Origin of the sequence: Bradyrhizobium sp. TM233, from assembly GCF_036247965.1 — a bacterium.
GTDB lineage: Bacteria > Pseudomonadota > Alphaproteobacteria > Rhizobiales > Xanthobacteraceae > Bradyrhizobium > Bradyrhizobium ottawaense.
In genome coordinates this window covers 47076-61865 of the sequence record NZ_BTIG01000027.1, presented here as the reverse complement: position 1 = coordinate 61865, position 14790 = coordinate 47076, and the positions used below count along the sequence as shown (strand labels likewise).

General features: G+C 65.7%; 14 protein-coding genes. 9 read left to right on the top strand and 5 right to left on the bottom strand.

Annotated features, from left to right (window positions below; all coding sequences use genetic code 11):
* Positions 1 to 2 precede the first annotated feature (2 nt).
* Positions 3 to 647 carry an arylesterase gene (locus AABA86_RS31095; protein WP_338309510.1) on the bottom strand — a complete coding sequence of 215 codons (645 nt, stop codon included), beginning with the start codon at positions 645 to 647 and terminating at the stop codon, positions 3 to 5.
* Between the two features lie 55 nt (positions 648 to 702).
* On the opposite strand from AABA86_RS31095, the gene AABA86_RS31090 reads away from it, so the two are divergent.
* From AABA86_RS31090 to AABA86_RS31075, 4 genes are all read left to right on the top strand, one after another.
* Complete coding sequence (locus AABA86_RS31090; RefSeq protein WP_212252222.1) at positions 703 to 1425, top strand: ABC transporter ATP-binding protein; 723 nt, start codon at positions 703 to 705, stop codon at positions 1423 to 1425.
* The gene (locus AABA86_RS31085) at positions 1422 to 3992 is read left to right on the top strand and encodes an ABC transporter permease (protein WP_338309509.1); all 2571 of its coding nucleotides are present in this window, start codon (positions 1422 to 1424) and stop codon (positions 3990 to 3992) included. The genes AABA86_RS31090 and AABA86_RS31085 overlap by 4 nt, the downstream gene beginning before the upstream one ends.
* Positions 3993 to 4273: 281 nt before the next feature.
* Positions 4274 to 5065: a Bax inhibitor-1/YccA family protein gene (locus tag AABA86_RS31080; protein ID WP_183249416.1), complete on the top strand. Its 792-nt coding sequence runs from the start codon at positions 4274 to 4276 to the stop codon at positions 5063 to 5065.
* 206 nt (positions 5066 to 5271) lie between these two features.
* Positions 5272 to 5802 (top strand): GNAT family N-acetyltransferase, encoded by a 531-nt coding sequence (locus AABA86_RS31075; RefSeq protein ID WP_212252219.1) that lies wholly within the window; start codon positions 5272 to 5274, stop codon positions 5800 to 5802.
* Positions 5803 to 5916: 114 nt separating this feature from the next.
* On the opposite strand, the gene AABA86_RS31070 is transcribed toward AABA86_RS31075, so the two are convergent.
* The 3 genes from AABA86_RS31070 to acnA all read right to left on the bottom strand — a co-directional run bounded on the left by AABA86_RS31070 (position 5917) and on the right by acnA (position 10605).
* The gene (locus tag AABA86_RS31070; RefSeq protein WP_212252217.1) at positions 5917 to 6285 is read right to left on the bottom strand and encodes a DUF2794 domain-containing protein; all 369 of its coding nucleotides are present in this window, start codon (positions 6283 to 6285) and stop codon (positions 5917 to 5919) included.
* A 587-nt stretch (positions 6286 to 6872) separates the two neighbouring features.
* Entirely contained in the window at positions 6873 to 7649 is a 777-nt protein-coding gene (locus AABA86_RS31065; protein WP_338309506.1) for a DUF1223 domain-containing protein, read from the bottom strand.
* A gap of 235 nt (positions 7650 to 7884) precedes the next feature.
* The gene (acnA, locus tag AABA86_RS31060; RefSeq protein ID WP_338309505.1) at positions 7885 to 10605 is read right to left on the bottom strand and encodes an aconitate hydratase AcnA; all 2721 of its coding nucleotides are present in this window, start codon (positions 10603 to 10605) and stop codon (positions 7885 to 7887) included.
* Positions 10606 to 10845: 240 nt separating this feature from the next.
* Here acnA and ccmA point away from each other — a divergent pair, with 240 nt between their 5' ends.
* From ccmA to AABA86_RS31035, 5 genes are all read left to right on the top strand, one after another.
* Positions 10846 to 11448, top strand: coding sequence for a heme ABC exporter ATP-binding protein CcmA (gene ccmA / locus AABA86_RS31055; RefSeq protein ID WP_338309504.1), 603 nt, complete (start codon positions 10846 to 10848; stop codon positions 11446 to 11448).
* 277 nt (positions 11449 to 11725) lie between these two features.
* Positions 11726 to 12394 (top strand): heme exporter protein CcmB, encoded by a 669-nt coding sequence (ccmB, locus tag AABA86_RS31050; RefSeq protein WP_338309503.1) that lies wholly within the window; start codon positions 11726 to 11728, stop codon positions 12392 to 12394.
* A 91-nt stretch (positions 12395 to 12485) separates the two neighbouring features.
* On the top strand, positions 12486 to 13280 hold the full coding sequence (locus AABA86_RS31045) for a heme ABC transporter permease (RefSeq protein ID WP_338309502.1): 795 nt from the start codon (positions 12486 to 12488) through the stop codon (positions 13278 to 13280).
* A complete protein-coding gene (gene ccmD, locus AABA86_RS31040) occupies positions 13280 to 13459 on the top strand; it encodes a heme exporter protein CcmD (RefSeq protein WP_338309537.1) in 180 nt (59 codons plus the stop codon). The genes AABA86_RS31045 and ccmD overlap by 1 nt, the downstream gene beginning before the upstream one ends.
* Positions 13456 to 14049: a DsbE family thiol:disulfide interchange protein gene (locus tag AABA86_RS31035; protein WP_212252207.1), complete on the top strand. Its 594-nt coding sequence runs from the start codon at positions 13456 to 13458 to the stop codon at positions 14047 to 14049. The genes ccmD and AABA86_RS31035 overlap by 4 nt, the downstream gene beginning before the upstream one ends.
* Positions 14050 to 14185: 136 nt before the next feature.
* Here AABA86_RS31035 and AABA86_RS31030 read toward each other — a convergent pair whose 3' ends face one another.
* A complete protein-coding gene (locus AABA86_RS31030; RefSeq protein ID WP_028139237.1) occupies positions 14186 to 14788 on the bottom strand; it encodes a septation protein A in 603 nt (200 codons plus the stop codon).
* Positions 14789 to 14790 lie beyond the last annotated feature (2 nt).

Genomic DNA, 14790 nt, shown 5'->3' with positions numbered 1-14790 from the left:
TTTCAACGGCGTTGCTCAGTGATCGTGCCCAGGAATGCCTCCGCGGTGGGCATGATGTTGCCGACGATGATGTCGACGCCTTCAGCAGTCGGATGAATGCCGTCGGCCTGGTTGAGCTTGGCGTCGGCCGCAACGCCGTCGAGAAAGAACGGATAGAGCGGCACGTCGAATTTCTTTGCCAGGTCCGGATAAATCGAATTGAAGCGCGCGGCATAATCGGCGCCGTAATTCGGCGGCGCCAGCATGCCGCACAGCATCACCGCGATCTTGCGCGCCTTCAGCCGCTGGACGATGTCGGTCAATGCGGCGCGCGTCAAATCGGGATCGATGCCGCGCAGGGCGTCGTTGGCGCCGAGCTCGACGATGACGCCGTCGGTTCCGTCGGGGACCGACCAGTCGAGCCGGTCGCGGCCACCCGAGGAAGTGTCGCCGGACACGCCGGCATTGGTCATGTCGACGGCTATACCTTTGTCCTGTAAAGACTTTTTGAGCTTGGCCGGGAACGCATCCTGGGCCGAAAGGCCAAGGCCCGCACTCAAGGAATCGCCGAGGACCACGAGCCTGACCGGCTTGGCCGCCGGCTGGGCCTGCAACGACGGCGCTGTCGCGATCGTCATCAAACCGAGCATCAACACGGCTATGTGCATGAACAATCCGTAACGCCTCTCGACCGCGCTAGCGGAGTTGCCATATGACCGGACCATGGACACTCGCATAGATTCCTCTTCGCTTGCCGCCGCCTCGGCGGACACCATCGCCATCTCCAACGTCAATCTCTCATTGGGCACGGGCGCGGCACGCGTTCACATCCTCAAGGATATCAGCCTGCGGGTCGCCTCGGGCGAGACGATCGGCCTGATCGGCCCGTCAGGCTCGGGCAAATCCACGCTGCTGATGGTGATGGCGGGGCTGGAGCGTCCTGATAGCGGAGAGGTGGTGGTATCGGGCACGCCTTTCAATGCCCTCGACGAGGACGCGCTGGCCCGCTTCCGCGGCCGCCAGGTCGGCATCGTCTTCCAGTCCTTTCATCTGATCCCGACCATGACGGCGCTGGAGAACGTCGCGGTGCCGCTGGAGCTCGCCGGCAATCCCGATGCCGCAAAGCGCGCGGCAGAGGAGCTGCAATCGGTCGGGCTCGGCGACCGCCTGCATCACTATCCGACGCAATTGTCCGGCGGCGAGCAGCAGCGCGTCGCGCTCGCCCGCGCGCTGGCGCCCGATCCCGCCATCCTGGTCGCGGACGAGCCGACCGGCAATCTGGATGAGGCCACGGGAAAGCAGATCGTCGACCTCTTGTTCAGCAAGCACGCCGAGCGCGGCATGACGCTGGTGCTGGTGACGCACGATTCCTCGCTCGCGCATCGCTGCGATCGCGTGATCCGCCTGCGTTCGGGCCGCATCGACACCCAGTCTGCACCGGCATGAGCATCGCGGCCGAACCGTTCGCGAAGCCAAACGGCATCGCGCTGTCGCTGCGTTACGCGCTGCGTGAGTTGCGCGGCGGCCTGCGCGGCTTCTACGTCTTCATCGCCTGCATCGCGCTCGGCGTGATGGCGATCGCGGGCGTCGGCTCGGTGTCGGCGAGCCTCTCCGACGGCCTTGCCCGCGAGGGCCGCACGCTGCTCGGCGGCGACGTCTCGTTCGTGCTGTTCCAGCGCGAAGCGAAACCTGAAGAGGTCGCCTTCCTGCGCTCGCGCGGCACGGTCTCGACCGCGGCGACCTTGCGCGGCATGGCGCGCGCGGCCGATGGCCAGCTCGCGCTGGTCGAGATGAAGGCGGTCGACGACACCTATCCGATGCTGGGACAGCTGACGCTGGCGCCACAGCTGGCGATGTCCGACGTCCTTGCGGAACGTGACGGTGCATTCGGCGCCGCCGCCGATCCGACGCTGCTGGCGCGGCTCTCGCTCAAGACCGGCGACCGCGTCACCATTGGCGCGGCGACATTCCAGATCCGCTCGACCGTCGAAGCCGAGCCCGACAAGCTCGCCGGCGGCATCGGCTTCGGCCCGCGCTTCCTGATCAGCGAGGCAGGTTTGCGCGCTACCGGCCTGATCCAGCCCGGCAGCCTGGTGCGCTGGGTCTACCGGGTGAAGTTGCCTGATTCGGCGAACAGCGAGCGCGCCACCGAGACCTTCATCGCGGACGCGCGGAGCGCCGCGCCGCAGGCCGGCTGGGAGATCCGCAGCCGCTCCAACGCATCGCCGCAGCTCGAACGCAACATCAACCGCTTCACGCAGTTCCTGACGCTGGTCGGCCTTGCCGCGCTGCTGGTCGGCGGTGTCGGCGTCGCCAATGCCGTGAAGAGCCATATCGACCGCCGGCTCGAAGTGATCGCGGCCCTCAAGGCCGTCGGCGCCACCGGGCGCGACGTGTTCGGCATCTATCTTGCGCAGGTTCTCCTGCTCGCGGGCATCGGCTCGATCATCGGCCTTGCACTCGGCGCCGCGATGCCGTTCGCGATCGTCGGCCTGTTCGGCAAGCTGCTGCCGCTGCCGGTGGTGCCGGCCGTGCATGCCGACGAGCTTGCGCTGTCCTTCGTTTATGGCCTCCTGACCGCGCTCGCCTTCGGCCTGTGGCCGCTCGGACGCGTCCACGACGTGCCGGTGGCCGCGCTGTTCCGCGACACCATCAGCTCGGAATGGCATCGGCCGCGCGCGAGCTATCTCGTGTTCATGGCCATCGTGATCGCGCTGCTGATCGCGGTCGTGATCGGACTGTCGTTCGACAAGCGCATCGCGGCGGTGTTCGTGGCCTCCTCGGTCGTCGTGTTCGCCCTGCTGCGCGGCATCGCCGCGCTGCTGATGGCCATCGCGCGGCGGCTGCCGCGGACCCGGCTGCCGATGCTGCGGCTGGCGATCGCCAACATCCACCGGCCGGGCGCGCTGACGCCCTCGGTGGTGCTGTCGCTCGGGCTCGGGCTCGCCGTGCTCGTCACCATCACCCAGATCGACGGCAATCTGCGCCGGCAGTTCCTCGCAGCACTGCCCGACCGCGCGCCGTCCTTCTTCTTCATCGACATCCCGAGCACGCAGGCCGAACAGTTCGACGGTTATCTGCGCCGGATCGCGCCGGGCGCGACGGTCGAGGACGTGCCGATGCTGCGCGGGCGCATCGTCGCCGCGCGCGGGGTGCGCGCCGAGGAGCTCAAGCCGACCACCGATTCCGAATGGGTGCTGCAGAGCGACCGCGGCTTGACCTATACCGGCGAGCTGCCGAAAGGCTCCAAGGTGGTCGAGGGCGAATGGTGGAGCGCGGATTATTCCGGCCCGCCGCTGGTCTCGATGGAGAAGAAGATCGCCGACGGGCTCGGCCTCAAGCTCGGCGACGAGATCGTGGTCAACGTGCTCGGCCGCGACATCCCGGCCAAGATCGGCAATCTGCGCACCATCGACTGGCAGGGGATGGGCATCAACTTCGTTCTCGTGTTCTCGCCGAACGCCTTCAAGGGCGCCCCGCACACCCACATCGCGACGCTGACGGAAACGGGCGGAACTGCCGCCGGCGACGGCAAGATCATCAAGGAGGTCGCCGACGCCTATCCGATGGTGACGAGCGTGCGCGTGCGCGAGGTGATGGAGACGGTCGGCTCTGTCGTGACCAATCTGGCGCTGGCGATCCGCGGTGCCAGCGCCGTGACCCTGATCTCGGCGATCCTGGTGCTCGGCGGCGCGCTCGCCGCCGGCCATCGCCACCGGGTCTACGATGCGGTGATCCTGAAGACGCTCGGCGCGACGCGGTTGCGGCTGCTCGGCGCCTATGCGCTCGAATACCTCCTGATCGGGCTCGCGACCGCGGTGTTCGGCGTGATCTCCGGCAGCATCGCGGCCTGGATGATCGTGACGCGCCTGATGACGCTGAGCTTCGTCTGGCAGGCCGGCAGCGCGGCCGGCGTGGTCGCGGCCGCTCTGGTCGTCACGGTCGGGCTCGGGCTTGCCGGCACGCTGCTGGCGTTGAACAAAAAACCCGCCACGGTGTTGCGGAATTTGTGACAAATGGTAGCGGGTCGCCGCAGGAGAGCGGAATCGCACGATTCCCGCGATTAACCACGACTGCTCGTCAGGTTCGCGTCAGGATTGCCGCCAAGGGCGACATTCAGCCGCGCGTGGAAGGTTGCAGCGAATGTGTTAGTTTCCCACATATCGAATGGGTTCGGAGCCCCGAATGTTAGCCAAAATTTAGTCGGCAGGCATTGGTATCCGAGATAGAATTTGACGAACCGGCGGCATGGCGACCCTCATGCCGGACCGGACCAACCAACGGGAATTCGACCATGTCGGACCTAGACCGTAACTACGCTTCTCCTTTCGGCAGGGCCGCCGGGCGTGTTGACGCCGCGACGGTCGATGCCGGCCTGCGCGCCTATATGCTGCGCATCTACAACTACATGAGCATTGGCCTGGCCATCACCGGCCTTGCCGCGCTCGGCGTCTACATGGCTGCCGTGACGGACGTGCCGACCGCGGACGCCGTCCGCGTCGGCAAGCTGTTCCTGACGCCGTTCGGCTACGCGATGTTCGTCAGCCCGCTGAAATGGCTGTTCATGCTGGCGCCGCTCGCCATGGTGTTCGTGATCTCGGCGGGGATCAACCGTCTCGCTCCCTCGACCGCCCAGATCCTGTTCTGGGTGTTCTCGGCGCTGATGGGTATCTCGCTGTCGTCGATCTTCCTGGTGTTCACGCACACCTCGATCGTGCGGGTGTTCTTCATCACCGCGGCCACCTTCGGTGCGCTGAGCCTCTACGGCTACACCACCAAGCGTGACATGACCGGCATGGGCTCGTTCCTGTTCATGGGCCTGATCGGCATCATCATCGCGAGCCTGGTGAACCTGTTCCTGGCGAGCTCGATGCTGCAGTTCATCGTGTCGGTGGTCGGCGTGCTGGTGTTCGCGGGCCTCACCGCCTGGGATACCCAGCGGCTGAAGAACGACTACATCTACGGCTACGCCTCGGCCGGCGGCGACATCGCAGAGCGTGCGGCCATCACCGGTGCGCTGTCGCTGTACCTGAACTTCATCAACCTGTTCACGCTGCTGCTGCAGCTCCTCGGCCAGCGCGACTAAGCGATAGACCAGGACGAACGGACACAAACCCCGGCCGAAAGGCCGGGGTTTTTGTTTGAGCCGTGGCCTCTCCTCGTCATTGCGACGAAGCAATCCAGAGTCCCTCCGCAGACGCATTACTGGATTGCTTCGCTGCCCGCGCAATGACGGGTGTGGCAACACCGTTGCCCCTTCCAGCGGCCGCGGGAAGGCTCTAATCTTCTCCCATGTCCGCACCTGAAATCAGGCCCACGACCGAGGCCGACCTTCCCGCCATCACCGCCATCTATCAGCAGGCCGTCCGCGAAGGCACCGCGACGTTCGAGCTGGAGCCGCCCGACCTCACGGAGATGACGCGCCGCTATCGCGCGCTGGTCGACGGCGGCTATCCCTATTTCGTCGCCATCCTCGACGGCCGCGTGGCCGGCTATGCCTATGCCGGCGCCTACCGCCCGCGCCCGGCCTACCGCTTCACGGTCGAGAACTCGATCTATCTCGATCCCTCCTTCCACCGCCGCGGCGTCGGCTCCTTGCTGCTGGAACGGCTGGTCGCCGAATGCGAGGCGCGCGGCTTCCGCCAGATGATCGCGGTGATCGGCGATTCCGCCAATGCCGGCTCGATCGGCGTCCACACCAAGGGCGGCTTCAAGATGATCGGCACGCATCCCAATGTCGGGCTGAAATTCGGCCGCTGGCTGGACACGGTGATGATGCAGCGCGACCTCGGCGAGGGCGCCAGCACGGTGCCGGGGAAATAATCCGGTCTCGTAGGGTGGGCAAAGCGCAAGCGTGCCCACCATTCGTCACGATAGAGAAAGTACGTGGGCACGGCGCGGTGCGCTTTTGCCCACCCTACGGCACCGTCTGTGCCGCTACACCACCGCCAGCTTCCGATCGATCACCAGCAGCACGCGCTCGAGCTCATGGCCGCGGCGCAGGATCAGCCCCGTCGCCGAGATCACGCTGTACATGCCCTGCTTGCGCGCCAGCCGCGGATCCTTCTCGATGCGATAGATCGGCACCTCCGAGGCACGGCGATAGACCGAGAACACGGCGCGGTCCTTGAGGAAGTCGATGGCATAATCGCGCCACTCGCCGTCCGCGACCATGCGGCCGTAGAGATTGAGAATACGGTGCAGCTCGAGCCGGTTGAACGTCACCCGGCTCAATTGCGTCGTCGCAGCGGCGGGGCGCGCCGCCGCGCGCTGCTCGCTCGGATCGGCATCCTCCGACAGACTCATGGAGCGCTTCCTCATCGCACGGCATGACCCGATCCGCGAAGACCGTCCCGGGAACCTGGATCATGACAGCTGCATGATTGCGCCAACCGGCCACCGCCGCAAGAGGCTCCTGATTCAACCGGTCGAATCGAGTGCGACTCAGTACACACGCTATGGTGGAACTCCCTCGCGGCAAACCGTCACGGGATCGTTAGCAGGAATCATACTCTCGCCGCTTTTCCGCCTAGCGACTGCCGCCCTGCATTGCGACAAGACTCACGTGCGTTGACCCGGTCCTTTCGGTTCCGGATTCCTCAGCCCCCAGCCCCCCGGGGTCGAACAGGATCGGGTCTGTACGCGCAACAAGGAGGGCCAACGCAAGTTGGTCCTTTTTTGTTTGTGTCGGGATGTTTCCAGCGCGACCGACCTTCACCCCTAACATCCGTGCGAACACTATCTCTCCTCCTCCTGAGGAGCCGCGAAGCGGCGTCTCGAAGGATCGAGGCCGAGCCGCATAAGCGGGGGCCTTTCGTGGTTCGAGACGCGCGCAAGGACGCGCTCCTCACCATGAGGGTTGAGAGCAGTACGACTCTAGCGAGAAATCCGAATCAGTGCAGCGACGTGTACGCCGCGCCCAGCATCGAGCCGGGCTTGTCGCGGCTGCCGTCCTGGACATAGACCACCGCGCCGTCGACGCCGTCGCGCGTGAGGTTCTCGATCGGCACCGTCCAGCTTTCCGAACGCCCGGTCCAGTCGCCGACCTTGAGCAGGTTGCGCACCACGTTGTGATAGGTGACCTGCTGTCCACGGTTCTCACCGCGGGTGATCGCGATCGGGACCGACTTGGCGATCGAACAGATCCAGACCTCGCCATGCGAGATGCCCGGCTCGTTGCTCGCCGCCACCGACACGTTGATCTGCTTGCCCGCGAGCGACATCGTCACCGGCACGCTCATCACGCCCGTGCCCTTGTCGGTCTTGCCGATCGCGCTCTCGATGCCGGCACGATCGCTGCCGATGACATGGGTGGAGCCGTTGACCACGACCTGCGGCGTGTAGACCTCGCGGTCGCCGCGCATGCGTGAATAGGCACGCTGCCGTGCAGAGAAGCGCGAATCCGCCAGCGTGTCCTTCCAACCAAGATAGTCCCAATAGTCGATCGGCATGCTCAGCGCGATGATCGACGGGTCTTTGGAGAGATCGCCGATGATCTGGTCGGCGGGCGGGCAGGAGGAGCAGCCCTGCGAGGTAAACAATTCGACAACGGCGCGGGGATCAGCCTCGGCAGGACGGATGACGGCGACGATCGCACAGATGCCGAGAGCTCCCGACCAGAGGGCACCGGACCAACGTGAAACCAGATGAGAAGCCGTCATTGTTGTCATGTCGAACGCCGCACACCATTGCTCGTGGAAAGGGAGATCTTATCGCCGGATGGTCACCGTAGTCTTACGGGGCGCGACACACTCGACCGTCCAGGCCGACCGTCCGAAAGGAGGTTTTCCGCCGGGCGGGCCCATCTGGAGCATGCCGCAAACGCACGAAGGCGGCCTTGTGATAGGCCGCCTTCGTTTAACCTTCTACTCACGTCGCGGTGAGCCACCGTTCACAAATTCGCGCTTAGGCCGCGAGCTTGCGCAGCACGTAGTGCAGGATACCGCCGTTCCGGTAGTAATCGAGCTCGTCCAGCGTATCGATGCGGCAGAGCAGCGAGACGCGCTGCAGCGAACCGTCGCCGGAGACGATCTCCGCGGTCAGCTTCTGGCGCGGCTTGAGGTCGCCGACGAGGCCACGCAGCGTGACCTTCTCGTCGCCCTTGAGGCCGAGCGACGACCAGGAGGTGCCTTCCTCGAAGGTCAGCGGCAGCACGCCCATGCCGACCAGGTTGGAGCGATGGATGCGCTCGAAGCTCTGGCAGATCACGGCGCGCACGCCGAGCAGACGGGTGCCCTTGGCGGCCCAGTCGCGCGAGGAGCCGTTGCCGTATTCGGCGCCGGCGAACACCACCAGCGGCACCTGCTCCTGCTGGTATTTCATCGCGGCGTCGTAGATCGACATCTGCTCGCCGTCGGGCCAGTGCTTTGTCAAACCGCCTTCAGGGATATTTCCGTCCGCGCCCTTCAGCATGAAATTCTTGATGCGGATGTTGGCGAAGGTGCCGCGCATCATCACTTCATGGTTGCCGCGGCGCGTGCCGTACTGGTTGAAGTCGGCGGGACGCACCTGGTGCTCGCTGAGATATTTTCCGGCGGGCGAGGTCAGCTTGATCGAACCGGCCGGCGAGATGTGGTCGGTGGTGATCTTGTCGCCGAACATGGCGAGGATGCGCGCCTCGACGATGTCGGTGACCGGCTCCGGCTCCTTCTTCATGCCGTCGAAATAGGGCGGGTTCTGCACATAGGTCGAAGACATGTTCCAGCGATAGGTCTCGCTCTCGACCGTCTTGATCTTGCGCCAGTTGGTGTCGCCCTTGAACACGTCGGCATACTTCTTCTTGAAGATCGACGCGGTCACGAACTTCTTCATGAAGGCGTTGATCTCCTTGGTCGTCGGCCAGATGTCCTTGAGGTACACCGGCTTGCCGTCCTTGCCTTCGCCGAGCGGCTCGACCGCGAGGTTCTTGGTGACGCTGCCCGCGAGCGCGTGCGCGACCACCAGCGGCGGCGAGGCCAGGTAGTTCGCCTGCACGTCCGGCGAGACGCGGCCTTCGAAGTTGCGGTTACCCGAGAGCACGGCGGCGGCGACGATGCCGTTGTCGTTGATCGACTTCGAGATCTCCTCAGGCAGCGGACCGGAATTGCCGATGCAGGTGGTGCAGCCGAAGCCGACCAGGTTGAAGCCGACCTTGTCGAGCTCCTTCTGCAGACCGGAATCGGCGAGATAGCCCGCGACGACCTGGCTGCCCGGGGCGAGCGAGGTCTTGACCCACGGCTTGGCCTTGAGGCCCTTCGCCGCGGCGTTGCGCGCCAGCAGACCGGCACCGATCAGCACGCTCGGGTTCGAGGTATTGGTGCAGGAGGTGATGGCGGCGATCACGACGTCGCCGTGACCGATGTCGAACTTCTTGCCTTCGACGGCGAAGCGCTTGGCCGGTTCCCCGGCCTTCTTGTACTCGGTGTTGAGCGCGAGCGAAAACCCTTCGGCGACCGACGGCAGCGCGATGCGGCCCTCGGGACGCTTCGGACCGGCCATCGAGGGAACGACGTCGGCGAGGTCGAGCGTCAGCGTCTCCGTGAACACCGGGTCAGCCGACTTGGCGGTGCGGAACAGCCCCTGCGCCTTGGCATAGGCCTGCACCAGCGCGACGCGCGCCGGAGCGCGGCCGGAGGTCTTGAGGTAATCGATCGCGGCGGCGTCGACCGGGAAGAAGCCGCAGGTCGCGCCGTATTCGGGCGCCATGTTGGCGATGGTCGCCTTGTCGGCGACGGAGAGATTGTCGAGGCCGGGGCCGAAGAACTCGACGAACTTGCCGACCACGCCGAGCTTGCGCAGCATCTGCGTGACGGTGAGCACGAGGTCGGTCGCGGTGACGCCCTCCTTCATCGCGCCCTTCAGCTTGAAGCCGACGACGTTGGGCAGCAGCATCGACAGCGGCTGGCCGAGCATGCAGGCTTCCGCCTCGATGCCGCCGACGCCCCAGCCGAGCACGGCGAGACCGTTGACCATGGTGGTGTGGGAGTCGGTGCCGACCAGCGAATCCGGATAGGCGACCTCGAAGGTGCCGGTCTTCTTGCCGACCGTCATCTTCTCCTTCTTGGTCCAGACCGTCTGGGAGAGATATTCGAGATTGACCTGGTGGCAGATGCCGGTGCCCGGCGGCACGACGGAGAAGTTCGAGAACGCCTTCTGGCCCCACTTCAGGAACTCGTAGCGCTCCTGGTTCTGCTTGTATTCCTCGGCGACGTTCTTGCCGAACGCCTTGTTGTCACCGAAGAAGTTCACGATCACGGAATGGTCGATGACGAGATCGACCGGAACCAGCGGATTGATCTTCTCGGCATCGCCGCCGAGCTTCTGCATCGCGTTGCGCATCGCAGCGAGATCGACCACCGCGGGCACGCCGGTGAAGTCCTGCATCAGCACGCGCGCCGGGCGGAAGGCGATCTCATGCTCCAGCGACTTCTTGCGCAGCCATTTCGAGACCGCGACGATGTCGTCTTTCTTGACCGAGCGGCCGTCCTCGTTGCGCAGGAGGTTCTCGAGCAGGACCTTCATCGAATAGGGAAGTTTGGAAATTCCCTTCAGACCATTCTTCTCGGCCGTGGGCAGGCTGTAATAGACATAGGTCTTGGCGCCGACCTTGAGGGTCTTTTTGCATTTGAAGCTGTCGAGCGAGGTCATGTAGGAATCCCAATTGTTAGTTATACCCGGCAGGGTATTTTAACACCGTCAGCGTATCAGGCTGGGCCGCTTGCAGGGGCAGGTTGAGTTGCTGCATCAAGTAGTTCCGGGCTTATAGAAGCTTTCTAACCGCGCCGCCACAGCCACAATCCGTACCGCAGCATACGCGAGCCAAAAATTCCCATGCGCTACCCCAAGTTTTCCTGAGGCCCGGCGGTGAGCGGGGTGGCACGAGGCAAGATGCAGCTTTCCGGACGCGGGGTCGTTTGCGTGCGTGGCGGCCGCGAGGTGTTTGCGGGGCTCGATTTCGAGGCTATCGCCGGCGAAGCGGTGGCGGTCGTCGGCCGCAACGGGTCGGGCAAGACCTCGCTGCTGCGGCTGATCGCCGGCCTGCTGGTTCCGGCGGGCGGGACGATCGCGCTGGAGGGCGGCGATGCCGAGCTGACGCTGCCCGAGCAGTGCCACTATCTCGGCCATCGCGATGCCCTGAAGCCGGCGCTCAGCGTCGCGGAAAACCTGATGTTCTGGGCCGATTTCCTTGGGGGCGAGCGTCTTGACTTCGCCGAGAGCCTCGCCACGGTGGGGCTCGAGCATGCCACCCACCTACCCGCCGGCTTCCTGTCGGCCGGCCAGCGCCGCCGGCTGTCGCTGGCGCGCCTGCTGACCGTCCGCCGCCCGGTCTGGCTGCTGGATGAGCCGACCAATGCGCTGGACGTGACCGGCCAGGACATGTTCGGCGACCTGATGCGCGAGCACCTGTCGCGCGGCGGCATGATCGTCGCGGCGACCCATGCGCCGCTGGGGATCGAGTCGCGGGAGCTGCGGATCGGGGGTGTGGCGTGATTCGCATCGACCCTCAGCTTTCCGAGCGGCTGGCCCCCGGCCTCTCCGTTCCCTCCCCCCTTGCGGGGGAGGGTCAGGGAGAGGGGTGCCACACGGCAAGACCTGTCGGTTCTGGCGTTGCGGAGGCAGGCGTTTTGTTGCTGGCGGCTCGCCTCAAACGAGTATCTCACCTGGGGCTACCCCTCTCCCCCGCCCTCCCCCGCAAGGGGGGAGGGAGCGCAGTGTGCCTATGGCGGGAGCCGGGCTCCCATAGCCGCCTCGCCGCGGGAGTCACCCCATGACCGCCCTCTCCGCCCTCATCCGCCGGGACGTCCGGATCGCGCTCCGCGTTGGCGGCGGGGCGCTGATTGGCGTGCTGTTCTTCCTGACCGTGGTGGTCTTGATGCCGTTCGCGGTCGGGCCGGATCTGGCGCTGCTGTCGCGGCTGGGGCCGGCCATCCTCTGGCTCGGCGCCCTGCTGGCGAGCCTGCTCACCCTGGACCGGCTGTTCATGGCCGACCACGAGGACGGCTCGCTCGACCTGATCACGATGAGCCGGACCCCGCTGGAACTCGCCTGCGCCGCCAAGGCGCTGGCGCATTGGCTGGCCGCCGGCCTGCCGCTGATTGTCGCAACCCCCGTGCTCGGCCTGCTGCTCAACCTCGACATGATCGCGACCGGTGCGGTGGCGCTGACGCTGCTGGCGGGCACCCCGGCGCTGACGTTTACCGGCATGATCGGCGCGGCGCTGGCGGTGACGCTGCACCGCGGCGGGCTGCTGATGGCGGTGCTGGTGCTGCCGCTGTCGATTCCCGTCCTGATTTTCGGGGTTGCGGCGTCGCAGGCCGTGATCGTCGGCCCGATGACGTTCGGCGCGCCGTTCTCGATCCTGTGCGCGCTGTCCCTGGTCAGCCTCGTGATCGGCCCATTCGCAGCCGCAGCGAGCCTGCGGCACGGGCTCGACTGAGATGCACTCGACTGACCTTGACCCCGATCAACTTTCGTTCCTCGCTTTCGTGCTGATTGCCTGAGCGGCCACCGATGATTATCAGGGTACCATGACGCTGATCGACCTCGCCAACCCCACGCGGTTCCTCGCGCTGACAGCGCGGGTCCTGCCGTGGCTCGCGGCCGCGACCGTGCTCCTGCTCGCGATCGGTCTCTATCAAACCGCGCTGGCGCCCGACGACTACCAGCAGGGCGCGACCGTGAAGATCATGTTCATCCACGTGCCCAATGCCTGGCTGTCGATGTTCGTCTGGGGTGTGATGAGCATCGCTTCGCTCGGCACGCTGGTGTGGCGGCATCCGCTCGCCGACGTCGCCGCCAAAGCCGCAGCGCCGATCGGCGCCGCCTTCACCTTCCTCGCACTGCTGACGGGCTCGCTGTGGGGCCGGCCGATGTGGGGTACCTATTGGGAGTGGGACGCGCGGCTGACCTCGGTGCTGATCCTCTTCCTGATGTATCTCGGCCTGATGGCGCTGTGGCGCGCGGTCGACGATCCCTCGCGCGCGGCGCGCGCTGCCGCCGTGCTGACCCTGGTCGGCGCGCTCAATTTGCCGATCATCAAGTTCTCGGTCGATTGGTGGAACACGCTGCACCAGCCCGCCTCGGTGATGCGCATGGGCGGCTCGGCGCTCGACAAGTCGTTCCTGATTCCGCTGCTGGTGATGGCGATCGCCTTCACGCTGCTGTTCGTCACACTGCATCTGGCGGCGATGCGCAACGAGATCCTGCGCCGCCGGGTCCGCTCCCTGCAGATGATGCAGGCGAGCCGCGTGGCGTTCTCGAACGAGATGGGCGCCACCTCTCGCGGGCAAAGCGCGTCGAACGAAATTGGGGCCGCAGGATGATGTCGCTCGGTCCTTATGCGTCCTTCATCGTGACGTCCTATGCCGCAGCGGCCCTCGTGGTCGCGATCCTGATCGGCTGGATCGCGCTCGACTATCGCAACCAGACGCAGCGCCTGCGCGAGCTCGACCGCAGCGGCATCACCCGCCGCTCCGGCCGCAGCGCCATGGACGCGTCATGAGCGAACAATCGACCTCCGCAGCGCCGCAGCGCCGCACCTTCCTGATGGTGCTGCCGCTGATCGCCTTCATCGGCCTTGCGCTGTTGTTCTGGTTCCGGCTCGGCAGCGGCGATCCCTCGCGGATTCCCTCCGCGCTGATCGGCCGTCCGGCGCCGCAGACGGCGCTGCCGCCGCTCGAGGGATTGCAGATCGACAATGCGCAGGTGCCCGGCCTCGATCCCGCCGCGTTCAAGGGCAAGGTCAGCCTGGTCAATGTCTGGGCGTCCTGGTGCGTGCCGTGCCATGACGAGGCGCCGCTTTTGACCGAGCTCGCCAAGGACAAGCGCTTCCAGCTCGTCGGCATCAATTACAAGGACGCGTCCGACAATGCGCGCCGCTTCCTCGGGCGCTACGGCAACCCGTTCGGCCGCGTCGGCGTGGATGCCAACGGCCGCGCCTCGATCGAATGGGGCGTCTACGGCGTGCCCGAAACCTTCGTCGTGGGACGCGAGGGCACCATCGTCTACAAGCTGGTCGGCCCGATCACGCCGGACAATCTGCAGAAGGTGCTGTTGCCGCAGATGGAGAAGGCGCTGGGGGCAGGCTCGTAAGGCAGCTCGTGCCCCGGACGCAGCGCAGCGATCCTTCATCGATGCGCTGCAGAGCCGGGGCCCATCTCACCACGGCCGCATTGCCGGAAAGAGCCTGGGTCCCGGCTCGCGCTTCGCGCGTCCGGGACACGAGAGCTTACCCCTTCCTGACATCCCCCGCGTCGGCCTCGCTCGCTTCCAGCGACGCCGGCTCGAGGTGGTAGCGCTTGGTCAGCGGCATCTGGGCGATGGCGAAGACCATGGTCAGCGGGGTCACGCCGAACACCTTGAAGTTCACCCAGAAGTCCGTGCTCTGGGTGCGCCAGACGATCTCGTTCAGCACCGCCATGCCGGCGAAGAACAGCGCCCACCGCAGCGTGAGGATGCGCCAGCCCTGCGGCGTCAGATTGAACATCTGGTCGAACATGACGGCGATGAAGGAGCGGCCGAACAGCAGCCCGCCGCCGAGGATCGCGGCGAACAGGCCGTAGATGATGGTCGGCTTGAGCTTGATGAAGGTCTCGTCGTGCAGCACCAGCGTCAGCGTGCCGAACACCAGCACGATCACGCCCGTGACGATCGCCATGATCGGAATGTGGCGCGTCACCACGTAGGAGGCGACCATCGCCGCGACGATCGCGACCATGAAGGCGCCGGTCGCCGCGAACAGATTGAACTTCGCATTCACGAAGAAGAACACGAGCAGCGGACCGAGCTCGGTCGCGAGCTTGAACAGCGGATGCGGCTGGGTCTTGTCCATTC

Coding starts and splice junctions, on each gene's coding strand:
- AABA86_RS31095 (WP_338309510.1), bottom strand. CDS start 647: ATGCACATAGCCGTGTTGATGCTCGGTTTGATGACGATCGCGACAGCG.
- AABA86_RS31090 (WP_212252222.1), top strand. CDS start 703: ATGGACACTCGCATAGATTCCTCTTCGCTTGCCGCCGCCTCGGCGGAC.
- AABA86_RS31085 (WP_338309509.1), top strand. CDS start 1,422: ATGAGCATCGCGGCCGAACCGTTCGCGAAGCCAAACGGCATCGCGCTG.
- AABA86_RS31080 (WP_183249416.1), top strand. CDS start 4,274: ATGTCGGACCTAGACCGTAACTACGCTTCTCCTTTCGGCAGGGCCGCC.
- AABA86_RS31075 (WP_212252219.1), top strand. CDS start 5,272: ATGTCCGCACCTGAAATCAGGCCCACGACCGAGGCCGACCTTCCCGCC.
- AABA86_RS31070 (WP_212252217.1), bottom strand. CDS start 6,285: ATGAGTCTGTCGGAGGATGCCGATCCGAGCGAGCAGCGCGCGGCGGCG.
- AABA86_RS31065 (WP_338309506.1), bottom strand. CDS start 7,649: ATGACAACAATGACGGCTTCTCATCTGGTTTCACGTTGGTCCGGTGCC.
- acnA (WP_338309505.1), bottom strand. CDS start 10,605: ATGACCTCGCTCGACAGCTTCAAATGCAAAAAGACCCTCAAGGTCGGC.
- ccmA (WP_338309504.1), top strand. CDS start 10,846: ATGCAGCTTTCCGGACGCGGGGTCGTTTGCGTGCGTGGCGGCCGCGAG.
- ccmB (WP_338309503.1), top strand. CDS start 11,726: ATGACCGCCCTCTCCGCCCTCATCCGCCGGGACGTCCGGATCGCGCTC.
- AABA86_RS31045 (WP_338309502.1), top strand. CDS start 12,486: ATGACGCTGATCGACCTCGCCAACCCCACGCGGTTCCTCGCGCTGACA.
- ccmD (WP_338309537.1), top strand. CDS start 13,280: ATGTCGCTCGGTCCTTATGCGTCCTTCATCGTGACGTCCTATGCCGCA.
- AABA86_RS31035 (WP_212252207.1), top strand. CDS start 13,456: ATGAGCGAACAATCGACCTCCGCAGCGCCGCAGCGCCGCACCTTCCTG.
- AABA86_RS31030 (WP_028139237.1), bottom strand. CDS start 14,788: ATGGACAAGACCCAGCCGCATCCGCTGTTCAAGCTCGCGACCGAGCTC.